The 17,699-nt window shown below is 66.7% G+C and carries 15 protein-coding genes; 7 read left to right on the top strand and 8 right to left on the bottom strand.

The features are described from left to right. Positions 1–57: 57 nt before the first annotated feature. Positions 58–579 (bottom strand): molybdenum cofactor guanylyltransferase, encoded by a 522-nt coding sequence (locus P1X14_RS10325; protein WP_277315275.1) that lies wholly within the window; start codon positions 577–579, stop codon positions 58–60. Between the two features lie 128 nt (positions 580–707). On the opposite strand from P1X14_RS10325, the gene P1X14_RS10320 reads away from it, so the two are divergent. Together P1X14_RS10320 and P1X14_RS10315 are read left to right on the top strand one after the other, a co-directional pair. Next, positions 708–974: a hypothetical protein gene (locus tag P1X14_RS10320; RefSeq protein WP_277315274.1), complete on the top strand. Its 267-nt coding sequence runs from the start codon at positions 708–710 to the stop codon at positions 972–974. A 10-nt stretch (positions 975–984) separates the two neighbouring features. Then, entirely contained in the window at positions 985–1,737 is a 753-nt protein-coding gene (locus tag P1X14_RS10315; RefSeq protein ID WP_277315273.1) for a hypothetical protein, read from the top strand. Here the strand turns inward: P1X14_RS10315 and P1X14_RS10310 are convergent. Next, on the bottom strand, positions 1,724–3,691 hold the full coding sequence (locus P1X14_RS10310; protein ID WP_277315272.1) for a glycoside hydrolase family 97 protein: 1,968 nt from the start codon (positions 3,689–3,691) through the stop codon (positions 1,724–1,726). The two genes, P1X14_RS10315 and P1X14_RS10310, sit on opposite strands and share 14 nt — an antisense overlap. 156 nt (positions 3,692–3,847) lie before the next feature. Beyond that, positions 3,848–5,203, bottom strand: coding sequence for an MFS transporter (locus P1X14_RS10305; protein WP_277315271.1), 1,356 nt, complete (start codon positions 5,201–5,203; stop codon positions 3,848–3,850). Between the two features lie 133 nt (positions 5,204–5,336). On the opposite strand from P1X14_RS10305, the gene P1X14_RS10300 reads away from it, so the two are divergent. Beyond that, a complete protein-coding gene (locus tag P1X14_RS10300; protein ID WP_277315270.1) occupies positions 5,337–7,574 on the top strand; it encodes a glycoside hydrolase family 3 C-terminal domain-containing protein in 2,238 nt (745 codons plus the stop codon). On the opposite strand, the gene P1X14_RS10295 is transcribed toward P1X14_RS10300, so the two are convergent. Beyond that, positions 7,564–8,586 (bottom strand): oxidoreductase, encoded by a 1,023-nt coding sequence (locus tag P1X14_RS10295; protein WP_277315269.1) that lies wholly within the window; start codon positions 8,584–8,586, stop codon positions 7,564–7,566. The two genes, P1X14_RS10300 and P1X14_RS10295, sit on opposite strands and share 11 nt — an antisense overlap. Before the next feature lie 35 nt (positions 8,587–8,621). Between P1X14_RS10295 and P1X14_RS10290 the strand changes: the two genes are divergently transcribed. Then, on the top strand, positions 8,622–9,848 hold the full coding sequence (locus P1X14_RS10290; RefSeq protein WP_277315268.1) for a cysteine desulfurase-like protein: 1,227 nt from the start codon (positions 8,622–8,624) through the stop codon (positions 9,846–9,848). 5 nt (positions 9,849–9,853) lie between these two features. After that, positions 9,854–10,741: a hypothetical protein gene (locus tag P1X14_RS10285; RefSeq protein ID WP_277315267.1), complete on the top strand. Its 888-nt coding sequence runs from the start codon at positions 9,854–9,856 to the stop codon at positions 10,739–10,741. Here the strand turns inward: P1X14_RS10285 and hutU are convergent. From hutU to hutI, 4 genes are read right to left on the bottom strand one after another with little or no spacing between them, the layout of a single operon-like run. Next, the gene (gene hutU, locus P1X14_RS10280) at positions 10,738–12,393 is read right to left on the bottom strand and encodes a urocanate hydratase (RefSeq protein WP_277315266.1); all 1,656 of its coding nucleotides are present in this window, start codon (positions 12,391–12,393) and stop codon (positions 10,738–10,740) included. The two genes, P1X14_RS10285 and hutU, sit on opposite strands and share 4 nt — an antisense overlap. Next, positions 12,390–13,190 carry an N-formylglutamate deformylase gene (gene hutG / locus P1X14_RS10275; protein ID WP_277315265.1) on the bottom strand — a complete coding sequence of 267 codons (801 nt, stop codon included), beginning with the start codon at positions 13,188–13,190 and terminating at the stop codon, positions 12,390–12,392. The genes hutU and hutG overlap by 4 nt, the downstream gene beginning before the upstream one ends. Further along, the gene (gene hutH, locus P1X14_RS10270; protein WP_277315264.1) at positions 13,187–14,677 is read right to left on the bottom strand and encodes a histidine ammonia-lyase; all 1,491 of its coding nucleotides are present in this window, start codon (positions 14,675–14,677) and stop codon (positions 13,187–13,189) included. The genes hutG and hutH overlap by 4 nt, the downstream gene beginning before the upstream one ends. After that, complete coding sequence (hutI, locus tag P1X14_RS10265) at positions 14,674–15,864, bottom strand: imidazolonepropionase (RefSeq protein WP_277315263.1); 1,191 nt, start codon at positions 15,862–15,864, stop codon at positions 14,674–14,676. The genes hutH and hutI overlap by 4 nt, the downstream gene beginning before the upstream one ends. A 47-nt stretch (positions 15,865–15,911) precedes the next feature. Between hutI and P1X14_RS10260 the strand changes: the two genes are divergently transcribed. Both P1X14_RS10260 and P1X14_RS10255 read left to right on the top strand, forming a co-directional pair. Next, complete coding sequence (locus P1X14_RS10260; protein ID WP_277315262.1) at positions 15,912–17,216, top strand: formimidoylglutamate deiminase; 1,305 nt, start codon at positions 15,912–15,914, stop codon at positions 17,214–17,216. Next, positions 17,213–17,699, top strand: a 487-nt coding sequence (locus P1X14_RS10255) for a GntR family transcriptional regulator (protein WP_277315261.1), incomplete at its 3' end; no start/stop codon positions are given. The genes P1X14_RS10260 and P1X14_RS10255, both read left to right, overlap by 4 nt.

Here is a 17,699-nt window from a genome sequence, read left to right as displayed (position 1 = left end):
ATCGTCCCCGGATTACTCGTCCCGCGCTGGTGCCCCAGTCCCCCGCGGCGCCGGACGCTAGTCCAATAATCGCGCCAAGTCTTGTGGCGTGTTCACATTGGGCGGAACATCGTCCGCGGCCAGCGCAACGGCCCCAAGCGCGTCCGCCCAGCGCCGCACCGATCGATTGGGAGCGACCGCGATATGCGCGTCCAGCCCTGCCCCCAATCCTGCGGGCCACAGGCCGATGATCGGCATCGCCGCAAGATAGACCATCGGTCCGGCAGCCCGAAGCCGTGCGACCAGATCGGCGGGTATCGCAGGTACATCGCAGCCGCAGGTAAGAACGGCGTCATAGCCCCGCGCCGCCGCTTCGTGGATCGCGGCATTGATCCCGCCCAGCGGGCCGAGGCCGGGTTCGGGCCGGTCGGGTACCCAATCCTGCCACTCGCGGCCGCACACGATCACTGCATCGGTCTGCGCCGACAGCGCTGCGATCGCATGCTCGATGAGCGGCTTGCCGTCGAGCAGGGCCAGCGCCTTGTCCGACCCGAAACGGCGTGACTCGCCGCCCGCCAGCACCGCGCCGAGCAGCTTCATGACGTCAGCCCTTGCGCGACGCAGCGCGTGCAAATTCCGCTATCCATGGATGCAGGGAATAAGCGCAGGCGCGGCTTGCCGATAGCCCGCAAGAAGCGCATGCGGCACGGCATCAAGGAGTTCGACTCATGAAGGACCGTGCGGCCGCCATGGCCGAGTTCAAGCGGATGCTGATCTGGATCGCGATTGCCGCGGTGCTGATGGTGATCGGGGCACTCTGGTATCTGTCGCTCTATACCGAGATGCGCCTGTCGCTGGTGCTGGCGACGATCGGCGGGGTGTTCCTGTCGGTCCTGCTGGGCTGCGGCCTGTTCGCGGCGGCGTTCTTCAGCGACAAGAGCGGGCACGACCAGAGCGTGACCGACGCGACCTCGCACAGCGGCGACGATCGCTGACCGCCGCGCGATGACGGACACCTTTCCGCCGGGATTGCCGGTCTACCAGACCGGGCTGTTCATTCCGCAATATCGCGCGATGCGGTCCGGTTCCTGGGAGTTGCGGATCGCCGAAAACCCGCCGCTGACGCCGGGCTATTGGAGTCCGCCGGCACTGGCGTTCGGCATGCCGGCGCTCCTGCGCGGCAACGATACCTGGATGTCGCTCAGCCCGGTCGAGATCGAGAGTGCCGAGATCGGCATCAAGCTGGCACGGGGACATGTGCTGATCCATGGTCTCGGCATGGGCTGGGCAGCGGCGGCCACCGCGCTGGAGCCAGCCGTAACTGCGGTCACCGTCGTCGAACGCGATCCCGATGTGATCGCGCTACACGACGAACTCGACCTGTTCGCCCAGTTGCCGGAGGATGCGCGCGCGAAGCTCCGGATCGTGGAGGGCGACGCCTATACCTATGTTCCCGATGCCCCGGTCGACCTGCTGATGCCCGATATCTGGCTGCCGCTGGTCAATGACGGCCGCATCGACGAGGTGCGGGCGATGCAGGCCAATGCGCAGGCCGCGGCAATCTATTTCTGGGGGCAGGAACTCGAGATCGCCCGCCACGCGCGCGCGGCGGGCCGAGCGTTCGATGCCGAGGGCATTGCCGCGACCATCGCCGATTGGAATTTGCCGATCATCGGCACCGACTGGCCTGACTATCCCGCCAAGCTGGCCGCTGCCGCAGAGCGATGGATGCGGGGACGCTGGATCAGCGTTCCCTGAAGATCGCGACCGCGCCGCCGGTCGGCGCCAGCGTCAGTTCGAGTTTCTCGCTGCCCGTCACCGGGCGCTCGCCCTTTACGACGGCATTGGGGGCTGCGCCGTCGGTCCACAGTGTCATGCCGTGGCGGCGATTGCCGAGGAAGTTCAGCGGCACGCTGACCGTGCGGCCGGTTTCGGCGTTCAGCGCGCCGAGATACCAGGTCTTCCCCTTGCGGCGGGCCATGACGATGAACTCGCCGGTTTCGCCCGCAAGGAAGCGCGTTTCGTCCCAACTGGCCGGGACTTCGCGGATGAAGTCGAAGCCATCGGGGCTGGCGGCATAGGTATCCGGGCTGTCGGCAACCGCAGCCAGCGGACTGTCGAACACCACATACAGCCCGAGGCCGTGCGCCCGCGTGGTCTGCACGAACGGCAGGTCGCCGCGGATGCGGAACTGGTCGGGCGACACGTTGAGGAAACCGCCCGGCGTATAGTCCATCGGGCCGAGCAGGCCGCGGGTATAAGCGAGCATCACATTGTGCCGCGCGGTCACCCGCTTCGACCATTTGTTGTACTCCGCGCCCATTACCCCTTCCTGCGTCATGAAGTTGGGATAGGTGCGGGTCAGGCCGCGCGGGGGATAGGCGCCGTGGAGATCGACCATGATCCGGTGCCGCGCCGCCGCCGCCAGCAGCTTGGAATACCAGTTGACCATCCACTGATCATCGCGATCCATGAAATCGACCTTGATCCCGGCAATGCCCAGCCGCTCGTACAGCGTCAGCGCCTCCTCCATCTGGTCGTCGATCGCTTCCCAATGCGCCCATAGCCACAGCCGGACGTTCTTGGATTTAGCGTAGGCGGCGACTTCCTCGATGTTGATGGGGTCGCTCCAGCGGGTGATGTCCACGCCGGGCCGCCGCACCCCGCCGCCGCCCGCGCCGGCATACCAGCCCTCGTCGATCATCGCGTAGGGGAAGCCGCTGGCGGCGGCGAAGTCGATCAGCGCCTTGGAGACTTCGGTGCTGGTGCGCTTGCCGGGCAGGCTGGCGATCACCGGGCCGCTCCACCAGTCCCAGCTGGTGAGGCCCGGCTTGATCCAGCTGGTATCCTCGATCCGTGACGGGGTGGATAGATTGGTGAGGATGGTGGATTCAGTCAGCTGGCCGGTCTTGTCCGCCAGCATCACCACGCGCCATGGCGTGATCACCGGGCTGCCGACGCGGGTGCGGACCGCGATGCGGTAATCCGCCAACGAAGGCGAGAGCTTCAGCTGCAAGCCCAGTCCGCCATCGCCACGCCCGGTGAGATACATGCCCGCGAAATCGAGCAGATCGGCCTCGGCCAGCGCGAACGCGGCCTTGCCGGTCTCACAGACGAACGGGAGGCTGAAGAGATTGTGATCGCGCATCCGCGCCGTATCGACCGGATCGAATTCGCCCTCATGGCTCGACCCAAACTTGCCGACATTGAAGCCCCAGCACTTGTACGCCTCGGGGAAATAGAAGCCGGTCTTCTCGTAACGGATAATCGTCGCGGCGGTGGCGGGCTGGAGCGGGATCACGGTGCGGAAGGCGACGCCGTCGTCATAGGCGCGCAGGATCACGTCCATCCGCCGCTTCGCCCCGCCCTTCTCCTGAAAATGGACGGTGAGCTGGTTGTAATGATCGCGGCCCTGCGCCGCCTTGCCGACAACGATGGGATAGGTCGTGTCGGCGCTGGCCTGTTCGACACCGGTGATCGCCATGCCATAGCCGAGACTGTCGACGTCCAGATCGAGGATGATCGGCGAATTGGTGATGACCTGCGCACCGCGGCGGGTGACGCGATAAAGCGGCGTGCCGTTGCCGTTCAGCCCGATGGCAACGCGATTGGTGCCGTCGGGCGACGTGAGCTCATGGACCTGTGCCGAGGCGGGCGTGGCAACCAGCAATGCGGCGAGGCAGGCAAGGATCGCGCGGCAATCGAGTCCCATGGTCGCTCCGTCAGTTCGCTTACCATGCCTAGCACGGCGGGATGCAAGTTTCGCAAGGCCCGGCCGTTCATTGTTACGAGCGAGGCGCTGCGCGCGGACGTCGCGCCCGGGTAATCTTGCACGCGCACCATTTCGCCGTGTGCCGGTCTCGCTCCCTTAGTGGATCGAGGCCGGTGCCGGATCCTCCTCACCGCGCACCGGCGCCGCCCGCCCCGCCGCGATGGCGAACAGGCACAGCACCGCATAGCAGAGCGCCGGCACGATCAGCGCCGCGGCATAACTACTCGCGTCCGAAAGTTTGCCCACCAACAGAGGCAGCAACGCGCCGCCGACGATGGCCGTGCAGAGCAGGCCGGAGGTTGCCTCCTCGCTGGCGGTGGAACGCTCAAGTGTCAGGGTGAAGATCACCGGGAACATGATCGAATTGAACAGCCCGATCGCCAGCGCGACGAAGCCTGCATCTACGCCCCCAACCTCGACGACGTAGAAGCACATGCCCGCGGCGATCGCGGTGAAGATGGCCAGCAGCACCCATGCCCGGACGAAACCGAGCAGCAGCGAGCCGAGCGCGCGGCCGACCATCGCGCCGCCCCAATAGAGCGCGACCGCCTTGCCCGCCTGTTCGAGCGACAGGCCCGGCACGCCGTCCTGCTGGACGACATGACCGACGAGCGGCAACGAGAACAATGCGTCGGACTTGCCCCAGATCTCGTTGGAATTGAGGAACAAGGCCATCTGCGTGCCGATCGCGACTTCGGCGCCGACATAGAGGAAGATGGCGAGGCCGCCGAGCAGCGCCCAGCGCGACGAGAAGGCATCGGCGATCAGCGCGGTCAGGCTGCCCCGGGCCGCGGCCGATGCGGGCGGCGCCGCTTCGGTGACGACTCGGCGAGTGATCCAGAAGAACAAAGCCAGCAGCGCGATCAGTCCGCTGATCCATAGATAGGCCGCGTCGATGCCGCCCAGCGCCTGAGCGCGAACGGCCTCGGTCACCACCGTGCCTTCCTTCACCTCGACGCCTTGCAGGAACAGGTGCGCACCGATCAGCGGGGCGAGGAAGGTGCCGAGCGAGTTGAAAGTCTGGCTGAGCGTCAGCCGGAAATGGCTGTAGCGCGGATCGCCGAGCGCAGCCGCCAGCGGGTTTGCCGCGACCTGAAGGATGGTGATCCCGCTCGCCAGAATGAACAGGCCGAGCAGCACAAGATAGAAGATGGCGAGGTTCGCCGCGGCCAGCATCACCAGGCAGCCGCCGATCATCGTGCACAGCGCGAACAATATGGTCGGGATCGACTTCAGCCGCGCGAGCAACGCCGCAGCCGGGAAGGAGCAGAGACCATAGGCGATGAAGAAGGCGAAGGCGGCGAGCTGGGCCTGCACATTGGTGAGCGTGAAGATGCCCTTCACCGCGGCGACCAGCGGATCGACCAGCGCGGTGATGAACCCCCATGCGAAGAACAATGTCGTGACGCAGGCGAATGCCAGCATCGTCGTCGCGGATTTCCGCCCTTCCATATTCCTCTCCCCTCGCCGTTCGTTCGCGAAGCCGGTTGCACGGACTCGCTGGCGTTCGCCGAACCTGCACGATATGAAGCGATCTGACAACGCTGCCAAAGCTCGCAAAGACGAGCTGGAACGGGAGAGAGTGATGAAGCACCGGATTTTCGCGGTCTCGATAATGGCGCTCGCCGCGCTTGCCGCCGGATGCACGGCGACTCAGGCTCCCTCGGTGCAGACCGACGCCGCCTCTGCCGACCGGCCATGGATGGACAGGAAGCTGTCGCCCGATGCGCGCGCCACCGCGATCGTCGCGCGGATGACGACCGACGAGAAGCTCACCCTCGTGTTCGGCTATTTCGGTACCGACTTCTCGTACAAGAATTACAAGGCGCCGCCCGAGGCGCGTCAGGGTAGCGCGGGCTATGTACCCGGCATTCCGCGGCTCGGCATCCCGCCGCAATGGCAGACCGATGCGGGGATCGGCGTCGCCAGCCAAGGCGGCGCGCTGAACAAGCGCGGGCGGACCGCTCTGCCCTCCGGCCTCGCCACGACGGCCACATGGCATATGGCACGGGCCTATCAGGGCGGCGAGATGATCGGGCGCGAGGCACGGGCATCGGGCTTCAACGTGATGCTGGCCGGCGGAGTCAATTTGATGCGCGAGCCGCGCAACGGGCGGAACTTCGAATATGGCGGCGAAGATCCGTGGCTGGCGGGCGTGATGGTCGGCGAGCAGGTGCGCGGCATTCAGGCGAACAACCTGATCGCGACAATCAAGCATTATGCGATCAACGATCAGGAGACCGATCGCGACACCGGCAATTCGGTGATCGGCGATGCCGAGGCGCGCATGTCGGACCTGCTGGCGTTCCAGTTCGCGATAGAGCGTTCGAAGCCTGGATCGGTCATGTGTTCGTACAACAAGGTCAACGGCACCCATGCGTGCGAGAACAAGTGGCTGCTCACCGATGTGCTGCGCCGCGACTGGGGCTGGCAGGGCTATGTGATGTCGGACTGGGGCGCGACCCATTCGACTGCGTCTGCCGCCAATGCCGGGCTGGATCAGGATTCGGGCTGGCCGTTCGACAAGGAACCCTATTTCGGCAAGCTGCTGGCCGAAGCGGTGGCCAAGGGCGACGTGCCGATGGCGCGGCTCGACGAGATGGCGCACCGCATCCTGCGCGCGATGTTCGCGCATGGCCTGTTCGAGCATCCGGTGACCGATGCACCGATCGACCTGCCGAGCGACATGCTCGCGGCCCATGGCGAGATCACCCGCGTCGATGCCGAGGAAGGCGCGGTGCTGTTGCGCAACGAAGGCGAACTGCTGCCGCTGTCGCCGATGGTCCGGACGATCGCGGTGATCGGGGGACATGCGGACAAGGGCGTGCTGGCCGGGGGCGGATCGTCCTTGGTCTATCCGGTGGGCGGGAATGCCGTGCCGGGCATCGCGCCGACGAGCTGGCCGGGACCGGTGATGTACTATCCCAATCCGCCGCTCGATGCGATCCGCAGGCTCGCGCCGCATGCGACCGTGACCTTCATCGACGGCAAGGATCCCGTGGCGGCGGCGAAGCTGGCTGCGGACAGCGACGTGGCCATCGTTTTCGCGACGCAATGGGCGGGCGAGGCATTCGACGTATCGCTGACGCTGGCGGACAATCAGGACGGACTGATCTCGGCCGTGGCAGCCGCCAATCGCAAGACGGTGGTGGTGCTGGAAACCGGCGGGCCGGTGCTAACGCCATGGGCGGGCAATGTCGGCGCGATCCTGGCCGCATGGTATCCCGGCACGCGCGGCGGTGATGCCATCGCCAATTTGCTGTTCGGCAAGACAAACCCTTCGGGCCATCTGCCGGTGACCTTCCCGCGTTCGCTCGACCAGCTTGCCAAGCCCTCGGCGCCGAACCGCGGCGATACGGTCTACAGCGAAGGCGCGACGGTCGGGTACAAATGGTACGATGCGAAGGGGCTGGAGCCGCAATTCCCGTTCGGCCACGGCCTGTCCTATACCAGTTTCCTGCTCGACGGCCTCACGGCGCGCGTACGGGATGGCACGATCGAGGCGAGCTTCGTCGTGACCAATACCGGGGCCTATCCGGGGGCCGATGTCGCGCAGGTCTATGTTGCCGGGAAAGGCTGGGAAGCGCCCAAGCGGCTCGGCGGATTTGCGCGGGTCAATCTGGCGGCCGGAGGTGCGGAGCGCAGCACGATCACGGTCGATCCGCGTCTGCTGGCGACCTGGGACAGCGCCAGCCATTCGTGGAAGATCGCCGCGGGCAGCTATGAAGTGATGCTCGGCGCCTCCTCGCGCGACATCAGGCAGCGGGTGACGGTCACCCTGCCCGCGCGCACTCTGCCCGCTTCGTGGAAGCCTAAAGGCTGATCCGGCGCCCTTCGTCCGAACTCTGGCGGGCAAATGCCATGATGCGCAGGCCTGCCACCGCGTCCTGCGCAGTGACCGGGGCCGGCGTGCCGTTCGCGATGGCCTGACCCACGCCGGCGTAAAAGCGGCGATAGTCGCCGCGTTCGGACGGGAGCGTCTCGGTGCTACCGTCGCCGAAGGTCAGGACGCCATGATTGGCGGGGTCCTCGACGCCATAATCTGGCGCATTGGGGTTGCCGCCGACCTTCATCGCTGGTTCCTGTGGATCGAGGCCGCGCTTCACGAAGCTGCCCAGCGTGCCGTGCAGCGCGAAGCGCGGGCGTGCCCCGGCGATCAGGCGCGAGGCGGACAGGATCACGCGGCGGACGCCGTAATGGAGCGTGATGTCGAAATAATCGTCGGTCACCGCGCCGTCGCGCTGGACCGCGACGTCTGCGGTCAGCGCCTCGGGCATGCCGAACAGCAACAGCGCCTGATCGATCAGATGTGGCCCCAGATCGGCGAGCATGCCCGATCCGACGCCGGGCTTGTCGCGCCACAAGGTGCTGACCTCGGGGCGGTAGCGATCCCAGCGGAACTCGGCGAGCCGTACGTCACCCAGCCGCCCGCTTTCCAACAGCTTCGCAACGGTCAGCAGATCGGCATCCCAGCGGCGATTGTGGAACGCGCTGAGCACCAGCCCGCGCTCCGCCGCCAGTGCGATCAGTGCCTCGCCATCCTCGACCGAGTTGGCGAAGGGCTTGTCGATCACGACATGCTTGCCCGCCTCCAGCGCAGCCCTGGCCAGCGGGAAATGACTGTCGTTCGGGGTCGAGATCGCCACCAGCGCGATCGAGGGATCGGCGATCAGCGATTCGGCGTCGGTCACCGCGACGTCCGCATAACGCTCGCGCACCGCGTCCAGCCGCGAGGTGGCGATCGCGGCCAGTTCCAGCTCGGGGACCGCGTCGATCAGCGGCGCATGGAACGCCATGCCGCCAAGGCCATAGCCGATTACGCCGGTGCGGATCATTGCCGAGTCTCCCTGTCCGGCCCTATGCCGTCGCGATGAGCTTTCCCATCGACGCCGTCCGCGCACAATTCAAGGCGCTCTCTCAGCCCATGGACCGGGTTTATTTCGACGCACCAGGCGGCACGCAGGTGTGCACGCTGGCGGTGGCGCGCATGGTGCTGCATCTGGCGAGCGGGACCGCGAATTCGGGCGGCGCCTTTCGCACCTCGGCCGAGACCGATGCACTGAGCGACGACGCGCATGCCGCCATGGCCGACCTGCTCGGCGGCAGGCCGGAGGAGATCGCGTTCGGGCAGAACATGACCTCGCTTACCCTCGCGGTGTCGCGCGCACTGGCACGGACCTGGGAGGCAGGCGACGAGATCATACTGACCCGGCTCGATCATGACGCCAATGTCGCGCCCTGGCTGCTTGCCGCGCGCGATGCCGGGGTGACGGTACGCTGGCTCGATTTCGATCCGGAGGCTGGGCGCTGGGATCCGGACGACCTGCCCGCCCTGCTCGGCCCGCGCACCCGCCTCGTCGCGCTCGGCATGGCGAGCAATGCGCTGGGGACAATCAACCCGGTCGCGGACGCGATCCGTATCGTCCGGGCCAACTCGCCGGCTCTGGTCTATGTCGATGCGGTCCAGTCGGTCCCGCATATAGTCACCGATGTCGCGGCGCTGGATGCGGATTTCCTCGCCTGCTCGCCCTATAAATTCTTCGGGCCGCATCAGGGCGTGCTGTGGGCCAAATCCAGCACGGTCGAGGGGATCGAAGCCTATAAGGTCCGCCCGGCGGGCAACCGCGGCGCGCACCGTTTCGAAAGCGGGACGCCCAGCTTCGAGGGACAAGCGGGCGTGCTCGGTACGGTCGAATATCTCGAATGGCTGGGCCGCGAAGCCGATCCGCAGGCGAACAGCCGCCGCGCTGCGCTGATCGCCGCGATGGAAGCGGCGACCGTTTACGAGCAGGAACTCGGCACGAGGCTGATCGAGGGGCTGGCGAGCATTCCGGGGCTGAAGCTCTACGGCCCGCCAACGATGGAAGACCGCGTACCGACCTTCAGCTTCACCATCGAGGGCCATCATCCCGATGCCATCGCCCAGCATCTGGCGGGGCAGGAGATCTATGCCTGGTCGGGGCATTTCTATGCGGTGGAGGTGCTCGACCGGTTGGGACTCGCGGACAAGGGCGGGCTGCTGCGCATCGGGCTTTGCCATTACAGTACCGCCGGCGAAGTCGATCGGCTGATCGCCGCACTAAAGCAGTTGGGCTGATACCGGTGCATGCCTATCGCCTGTTCGGGCTGACCTTCCACTCCGAGATCCCCCTGCCCGAGCTGATCCCGGCTCCGGCAGGATCGGTGGCCGACGTGACGATCGAACATGGCACAGTGCCTCGCTCGGACGGAGATTTCGCGCACGGGCTGATTTCGACGCCCGAAGGCGCGGTGTTCACCGTCCGGCCGGTGGGGCGCTTTCGCATGTCGGGCGGGAACCGGATCGAAATCGATGCGAAGCCCGATGCCGATCCTGCACGGCTGCGCCTGTTCCTGCTGGGATCGGCGATCGGCGCGACCCTGCTCCAGCGCGGGATGCGGCCGCTTCATGCTAATGCCATCGACATGGGCGGATATGCCATCGCCTTTACCGGCCCATCACAGGCGGGGAAGTCGACCCTCGCCGCCGCGTTCCATGACCGCGGCCACCGGCTGCTGAGCGACGATGTGTGTGTGATCACGCCCGGCGCGGATAGTGGTTATGACGCGCAACCGGGCCTGCCGCGCATGCGCCTTTGGGCCGACGCCATCGAGCGTACCGGACGCGACGCCGAAGCGCTCGATGTCGCGGTCGACGGCCTCGACAAGTTCGTGGTGCCGACGGTCGACGCTCAGCCACAGACCGCCCTGCCCCTGCGCGCCATCTTTGTGCTGACGAAGGGCGACGATGCGGTCTCGATCCGCCCGGTGACCGGCATGGCCGCAGCGAAGGCGCTGATCACCAACACCTATCGCGCCGCCTTCGTGCCCGCCGCAACCAGTCCGGCCGATCATCTCGACCGGTGGCTCGGCGTGGTTCGCACGGTGCCGATCTTCGAACTGGCCCGGCCATGGGACGCCGAGCGGATCGGCGAGACCATCGACGCGGTGGAAGCGCACCTCGCCGGTTAGAGGATACCGGGCAGGTCCAGCCCCTGTTCGCGCGCGCAATCGATCGCGATTTGGTAGCCCGCATCGGCGTGGCGCATCACGCCGGTGGCGGGATCGTTCCACAGCACCCGCTTGAGCCGTTCGGCTGCTTCGGGCGTGCCGTCGGCGACGACCACCATGCCGCTATGCTGCGAATAGCCCATGCCGACGCCGCCGCCATGATGGAGCGACACCCAGGTCGCGCCGCTGGCGGTGTTGAGCAATGCGTTGAGCAACGGCCAGTCGGACACCGCATCCGAACCGTCGCGCATCGCCTCGGTCTCGCGATTGGGGCTGGCGACCGATCCGCTGTCGAGATGATCGCGACCGATCACTACCGGGGCTTCGAGTTCGCCATTGGCGACCATCTCGTTGAACGCCAGGCCCAGCCGGTCGCGGTCGCCCAGACCCACCCAGCAGATCCGCGCGGGCAGGCCTTGAAAGTGGATCCGCTCCCGCGCCATGTCGAGCCAGCGGTGGAGATGGGTGTTGCCGGGGGTGAGTTCCTTCACCTTGGCGTCGGTCTTCCAGATATCCTCCGGATTGCCCGAGAGCGCCGCCCAGCGGAACGGACCGATGCCGCGGCAGAAGAGCGGCCGGATATAGGCTGGGACGAAGCCGGGGAATGCGAAGGCATCCTCGACACCCTCGTCCTTCGCGACCTGACGGATATTGTTGCCGTAATCGAGCGTCGGCACCCCGGCATGGTGGAAGTCCAGCATCGCGCGGACCTGGATCGCCATCGACTTGCGCGCGGCGGCCTCGACTTCCTGCGGCGCCGTTTCGCGCTTGGCGAACCATTCTTCCAGCGTCCAGCCGAGCGGGAGGTAGCCGTTGATCGGATCGTGCGCCGAGGTCTGGTCGGTCACCACATCGGGTCGAATGCCGCGGCGGAAGAGTTCGGGGAACACTTCCGCGGCATTGCCCAGCAAGCCGACCGAGACCGGCTTGTCGGCGGTGCGGATGATCTCCAGCGCTTCGTCGATGCTGGTCGCCTGGACGTCGAGATAGCCGGTCTTCAACCGCATCTCGATCCGGCTCGGCTGGCATTCGACTGCGAGGCAGTGCGCGCCGGCCATCGTCGCTGCGAGCGGCTGCGCGCCGCCCATGCCGCCGAGGCCGCCAGTGAGGATCCACTTGCCGGTCAGGTCCCCGCCATAATGCTGGCGGCCGACCTCGACGAAAGTCTCGTAGGTGCCCTGAACGATACCCTGCGTACCGATATAGATCCACGATCCCGCGGTCATCTGGCCGTACATCGCCAGCCCCTTGCGATCGAGTTCGTGGAAATGATCCCAGTTCGCCCATTTGGGCACGAGATTGGAATTGGCGATCAACACGCGCGGGGCATTCTCGTGCGTGCGGAACACGCCTACCGGCTTGCCCGACTGGACCAGCAACGTCTGGTCGCCCTCCAGATCGCGCAGTGCCGCAACGATCTTGTCATAGCTTTCCCAGTCACGCGCGGCGCGGCCGATGCCGCCATAGACGACCAGCCCCTCGGGCGCTTCGGCCACGCGGGGATCGAGATTGTTCATCAGCATCCGCAACGGGGCTTCGGTGAGCCAGCTCTTGGCGGTCAGTTCGGTTCCGGTCGCCGCCTGGATGTGGCGGGCATTGTCGATACGGGTCATTCCTGCTCTTCCGCGAATTCGATGGCTTTGATGAGGATGTGGCGCAGCGCCTTCCGGCAAGCCTCGGCGCGCTTCTCGTTCCAGGGTGGCGGCCAGTCATACGGGCCGACCTCGTCGACATAGCCGCGCATCGCCAGCTCCATCTGGATGGCGTGGACGCCCTTGTCCGGCTGGCCGTAATGGCGGGTGGTCCAGCCGCCCTTGAAGCGTCCGTTGGTGATCCACGAGGCGCCGCTGGTCTCGCACACCGCCTCGACCGCTTCGGTCAACACGGGCGCGCACGACGCGCCGCTGTTGGTGCCGATATTGAACTGCGGCAATTCGCCTTCGAACAGGCGTGGGACATAGCTGCGGATCGAGTGGGCTTCGTAGAGGACGATGGCGTCATGTTCTTCACGCAGCCGCGCAATTTCGGCCTCCAAGGCCTTGTGATACGGCTCGAAATAGATTTCGCGGCGGCGGGCGATCTCGGCTTCGTCGGGTTCGCGGCCGGGGCGCCAGAGCGGTTCGCCGTCGAACGTCGTCAGCGGACACAGGTCGGTGGTCGTCTGTCCCGGATAGAGCGACACGCCCGAGGGATCGCGGTTCATGTCGATCACGGTGCGCGACAGGCTGGTGCGGACAATGGTCGCGCCGAGCGTGGTCGCGAAGGCATAGAGCTTGTCGATATAGAGATCGGCATCGTAGCGCGCACGTTCCAGCGAGTGGACATCGCCTGCCAGATCGTCGGGGACCACGGTGCCGGCATGGGGGATCGACACGATCAGCGGTGCATCGCCACGCATCACCACGATCATCGCGATACTCCCGGCAGGTCGATATCGAACTCGCGCAACAGGCCGGTCGCCAGCGCCATGTCCGGCGCGAAATGGCGGTCCTCGTCGAGGGTCGGGACCTTCGAACGGAGCAGCGCCCTCGCCCCTTCCAGCGTTTCGCTCGACATGAGCGGGGCGTGGAAATCGCAGCCTTGCGCGGCGGCGAGATATTCGATGCCGATCACATGGCCTAGATTGGCCGCCATATCGAGCAGGCGGCGCGCGCCGTGCGCGGCCATCGACACATGATCCTCCTGATTGGCCGAGGTCGGGATCGAATCCACGCTGGCCGGATAGGCGCGCTGCTTGTTCTCCGAGACCAGAGCGGCGGCAGTGACCTGAGGGATCATGAAGCCGGAGTTCAGCCCCGGGCGCGGGGTGAGGAAGGCGGGCAGCCCCGACAGCGCCGGATCGACCAACATCGCCACACGGCGTTCGGACAGCGACCCGATCTCGCAGATGGCGAGCGCGATCATATCCGCGGCGAAAGCGACCGGCTCGGCGTGGAAATTACCGCCCGACAGCGCCTCACCCGTTTCCGCGAAGATCAGCGGATTGTCGGTCACCCCATTGGCTTCGACTTCGAGCGTTGCCGCGGCCTGGCGCAGCAGGTCGAGGCAGGCACCCATCACCTGCGGCTGGCAGCGCAGGCAATAGGGGTCCTGCACGCGCTCGTCGTCGACGGCATGGCTGGCACGGATCGCTGAACCGGCCATCAGCCCGCGCAGGGCATCGGCGACTTCGATCTGACCCTTGTGGCCACGCAGAATGTGGATGCGGTGATCGAACGGCGTGTCCGAACCCTTGGCCGCTTCGGTCGACAGCGCGCCGGTGACCAAGGCGGCGCGGAACAGGCGTTCGGCCTCGAACAGGCCGGCGAGCGCATGGGCGCAACTGAACTGCGTGCCGTTGAGCAGGGCGAGGCCTTCCTTCGGCCCCAGCACCAATGGGGTCAGCACGTCCTTCGCCGCGCGGCGTGCGCCATCGACGATCACGTCGCCGACACCGATCATCGCCGCGGCCATGTGCGACAGCGGTGCGAGATCGCCGGATGCGCCGACCGATCCCTGGCCCGGGATAACCGGCATGACGTCGCGGGCGAGCATGTCCTGCAGCATCGCGATGGTCGCGGGGCGTACGCCCGATGCGCCCTGAGCGAGGCTGGCGAGCTTGAGCGCCAGCATCAGGCGGACGATCGGCAACGGCACCGGATCGCCGACGCCCGCGGCATGGCTGAGCACGATGTTGCGCTGGAGCGTTTCGAGATCGGCATCGCCGATCTTCACGCTGGCCAGCTTTCCGAAGCCGGTGTTGATGCCATAGACCGGCTCATGCCGGGCGAGGATCGCCTCGACCGCAGCGGCGCTGGCGGTGATGCCGGCGTGGCAGGACGGATCGAGTTCGGCGCGCGCGCCTTCATAGATCGCCCGCCATTCGGAGAGGCTCACATGGCCCGGCCGGATAATCATACGCCTCCCATCACGCGTGCATGGAGCGGGTTGAACCCGATCCGGTAGACCAGTTCGGCCGGGCTCTCGATGTCCCAGATCGCGAGGTCGCAGGCCTTGCTAGCTTCCAGCGTGCCGATTTCATTGCTCAGGCCGAGCGCCGCCGCCGCGTTGCGCGTGACGCCGGTCAGGCATTCCTCGACGGTTAGGCGGAACAGAGTCGCGCCCATGTTCATCACCAGCAGCGGCGAGGTGAGCGGCGAGGTGCCGGGGTTGCAGTCGGTCGCCAACGCTATCGGCACGCCCGCGGCGCGGAGGGCATCGATGGGCGGCTTGTGCGTGTCGCGCATGAAATAGAAGGCACCGGGGAGCAGCACCGCGACCGTTCCGGCCGCTGCCATCGCCGCGACGCCGGCTTCGTCGAGATGCTCGAGGTGATCGGCGGACAATGCGCCGTATTTGGCGGCAAGCGCTGCGCCGTGGAGGTTCGAAAGCTGTTCGGCGTGGAGCTTTACGGGCAGGCCGTTGGCCGCGGCGGCTTCGAACACGCGTTCGGTCTGTTCGGGCGAGAAGCCGATGCCTTCGCAAAAGGCGTCCACGGCATCGGCGAGGCCGGCCATTGCGGGCATCATCTTGTTGCAGACCAGATCGACATAGCCGTCGCTGTCACCCTTATATTCGGGCGGGACGGCATGGGCGCCGAGGAAGGTCGTGCGGACGCGAACATGGCGAACATCGCCCAGAGCTCGGGCGGCGCGGAGCATCTTGGTTTCGTCTTCCAGCGTCAGACCGTAGCCGGACTTGATCTCGACTGTGGTGACGCCTTCGGCCAGCAGGGCGTCGAGGCGCGGCAGGCTGGCGGCGACGAGTTCCGTTTCGGTAGCGTTACGAGTTGCTGCCATGGTGGAGACGATGCCGCCCCCTGCCCGCGCGATTTCCTCATAGGAAGCACCTTGCAGACGCAGTTCGAACTCGCGGGCGCGGTTGCCGGCATGGACGAGATGGGTGTGGCAATCGATCAGGCCCGGGGTGATCCAGCGGCCTTCGCAGTCGATGGTCTCGGCGGCATCGGGCGCGCCGTCCGCGGGACCCGCATAGACGATGCGGCCGTCGCGGCACGCCACCGCGCCATCCTCGACCACGCCCAGCCCGTCGCGCATCGTCGCGAGGCGCGCGTTTCGCCAGATCCGGTCCGCAGGAGTCGCCATGCGCATTAGACTTGGCCAAGCCGATCAATATGTCTAGACATATTCGCATGAGCCTGTGGTTCGATACCGCTTTGGTGGATGGCAGCTGGGCCGATCGGGTCCGGGTGAGCGGTGGCGCGGTCGAGACTGGCGCCGATCCCCTGCCCTCCGACGAACGCCATGCGATCGGTGTACCGGGCCTGCCCAATGTCCACAGCCACGCCTTTCAGCGCGGCATGGCGGGCCTTGCCGAAGCGCGCGGGCCGGGGAGCGACGATTTCTGGTCGTGGCGTGAGCTGATGTATCGCTTCGTCGAGCGGATGACGCCCGACGATCTGGAGGCCATCGCCGCGCAGGCCTATGCCGAGATGCTGGAGACCGGCTTCACGCGTGTCGGTGAGTTCCACTATCTCCATCATGCGCCGGATGGCTCGCGTTATGCGGACATCGCGGAGATGTCGCACCGGATCGGCGCAGCGGCGGAAGCGACCGGGATCGGGCTGACGCTGTTGCCGGTATTCTACGCGCAGGGCGGGTTCGGCGGCGCGCCTGCGGGCACTGCGCAGCGGCGGTTCCTCAACGATCCCGATGGCTTCGGCGATCTGGTCGACCGCGCCCGCGCGGGGCTGCCGCATGACGGGATCGCAGGGATCGCGCCGCACAGCCTGCGCGCCGCGACGCCGGACCAATTGCGCGCGATCCTGCCGGTGGCGGACGGGCGGCCGATCCATATCCATATCGCCGAGCAGGTGAAGGAAGTCACCGACTGCCTCTCCTGGTCTGGCAGGCGGCCGGTGGAGTGGCTGCTGGACGAGATGCCGGTCGGACCGAAATGGACGCTGGTCCATGCCACGCACCTGATTGATGCCGAGCGGATCGGGATCGTGCGCAGCGGCGCGGTGGCTGGGCTGTGCCCGATCACCGAAGCCAATCTGGGCGACGGGCTGTTCCCCGCCGCGCCTTTCCTCGATGAGGGCGGGCGGATCGGCGTGGGCAGCGATTCCAATGTGCGGATCGATGCAGCGGAGGAATTGCGGCTGCTCGAATATGGCCAGCGGCTGACGCAACGGGCGCGCAACGTGCTGGCGACGCCGGGGCATTCCACCGGAGGGCGACTGTTCCGGGCGACGCTAGACGGCGGGCGGCAGAGCCTCGGCATAATGGATACCGACTGGGTTTCGCTGAATCCCAACGATCCCGCCTTTGCCAGCCGCAGCGGCGATGCGATCCTCGACAGTTGGATCTTCGCCTCGCGTGCACCGATCGATTGCGTGTGGCGAAACGGACGCAAGTTGGTTCAGGGCGGGCGGCATATCCATGCCGACGCCATCGCCACGCGCTATCGCGCCACCCTCGCCCGGCTGCTGGCATGACCATCGAGGCACGCATCCGCGGGCAGATCGAGGCGCGCATCCGCTCGGGCGAATGGGCGCCGGGAACGCGTATTCCGTTCGAGCATGAGCTGGTCGCCGAGCATGGCTGCGCCCGCGCCACGGTGAACAAGGCGCTGAGCCACCTCGCCCGCGAAGGGCTGATCGAGCGTCGCCGCCGCGCGGGATCCTTCGTGGCACAGCCGCGTATCCGCTCCGCCGTGGTCGGCGTGCCCGATATCGGCGCGCTGATCGCGGCGCGGGGCGAGACCTATCGCTGGGAGTTGCTGACCCGCGCGATCGATGGCGGGCGGCTGACGCTGACCGGGGTCCACCATGCCGGGGCGACGCCGTTCGGCTGGGAAAGCCGCTGGCTCGACTTGGCGACGGTGCCCGAGGCCGCCGGGATCGATTTCGCCGCGGAGGCGCCCGGGGCGTGGCTGCTACATTCGGTGCCCTGGACCGACGCACGGCATCGCATCTGCG

Source organism: Sphingomonas sp. AOB5, from assembly GCF_029433115.1.
In the GTDB taxonomy this organism is placed as follows: Bacteria; Pseudomonadota; Alphaproteobacteria; order Sphingomonadales; family Sphingomonadaceae; genus Sphingomonas.
This window is presented reverse-complemented; position numbering and strand designations above follow the sequence as displayed.

What these genes read in the sequence shown, in the direction of transcription:
- P1X14_RS10325 (WP_277315275.1), bottom strand. Translation starts at nt 579, where the DNA reads ATGAAGCTGCTCGGCGCGGTGCTGGCGGGCGGCGAGTCACGCCGTTTC.
- P1X14_RS10320 (WP_277315274.1), top strand. Translation starts at nt 708, where the DNA reads ATGAAGGACCGTGCGGCCGCCATGGCCGAGTTCAAGCGGATGCTGATC.
- P1X14_RS10315 (WP_277315273.1), top strand. Translation starts at nt 985, where the DNA reads ATGACGGACACCTTTCCGCCGGGATTGCCGGTCTACCAGACCGGGCTG.
- P1X14_RS10310 (WP_277315272.1), bottom strand. Translation starts at nt 3,691, where the DNA reads ATGGGACTCGATTGCCGCGCGATCCTTGCCTGCCTCGCCGCATTGCTG.
- P1X14_RS10305 (WP_277315271.1), bottom strand. Translation starts at nt 5,203, where the DNA reads ATGGAAGGGCGGAAATCCGCGACGACGATGCTGGCATTCGCCTGCGTC.
- P1X14_RS10300 (WP_277315270.1), top strand. Translation starts at nt 5,337, where the DNA reads ATGAAGCACCGGATTTTCGCGGTCTCGATAATGGCGCTCGCCGCGCTT.
- P1X14_RS10295 (WP_277315269.1), bottom strand. Translation starts at nt 8,586, where the DNA reads ATGATCCGCACCGGCGTAATCGGCTATGGCCTTGGCGGCATGGCGTTC.
- P1X14_RS10290 (WP_277315268.1), top strand. Translation starts at nt 8,622, where the DNA reads ATGAGCTTTCCCATCGACGCCGTCCGCGCACAATTCAAGGCGCTCTCT.
- hutU (WP_277315266.1), bottom strand. Translation starts at nt 12,393, where the DNA reads ATGACCCGTATCGACAATGCCCGCCACATCCAGGCGGCGACCGGAACC.
- hutG (WP_277315265.1), bottom strand. Translation starts at nt 13,190, where the DNA reads ATGATCGTGGTGATGCGTGGCGATGCACCGCTGATCGTGTCGATCCCC.
- hutH (WP_277315264.1), bottom strand. Translation starts at nt 14,677, where the DNA reads ATGATTATCCGGCCGGGCCATGTGAGCCTCTCCGAATGGCGGGCGATC.
- hutI (WP_277315263.1), bottom strand. Translation starts at nt 15,864, where the DNA reads ATGGCGACTCCTGCGGACCGGATCTGGCGAAACGCGCGCCTCGCGACG.
- P1X14_RS10260 (WP_277315262.1), top strand. Translation starts at nt 15,912, where the DNA reads ATGAGCCTGTGGTTCGATACCGCTTTGGTGGATGGCAGCTGGGCCGAT.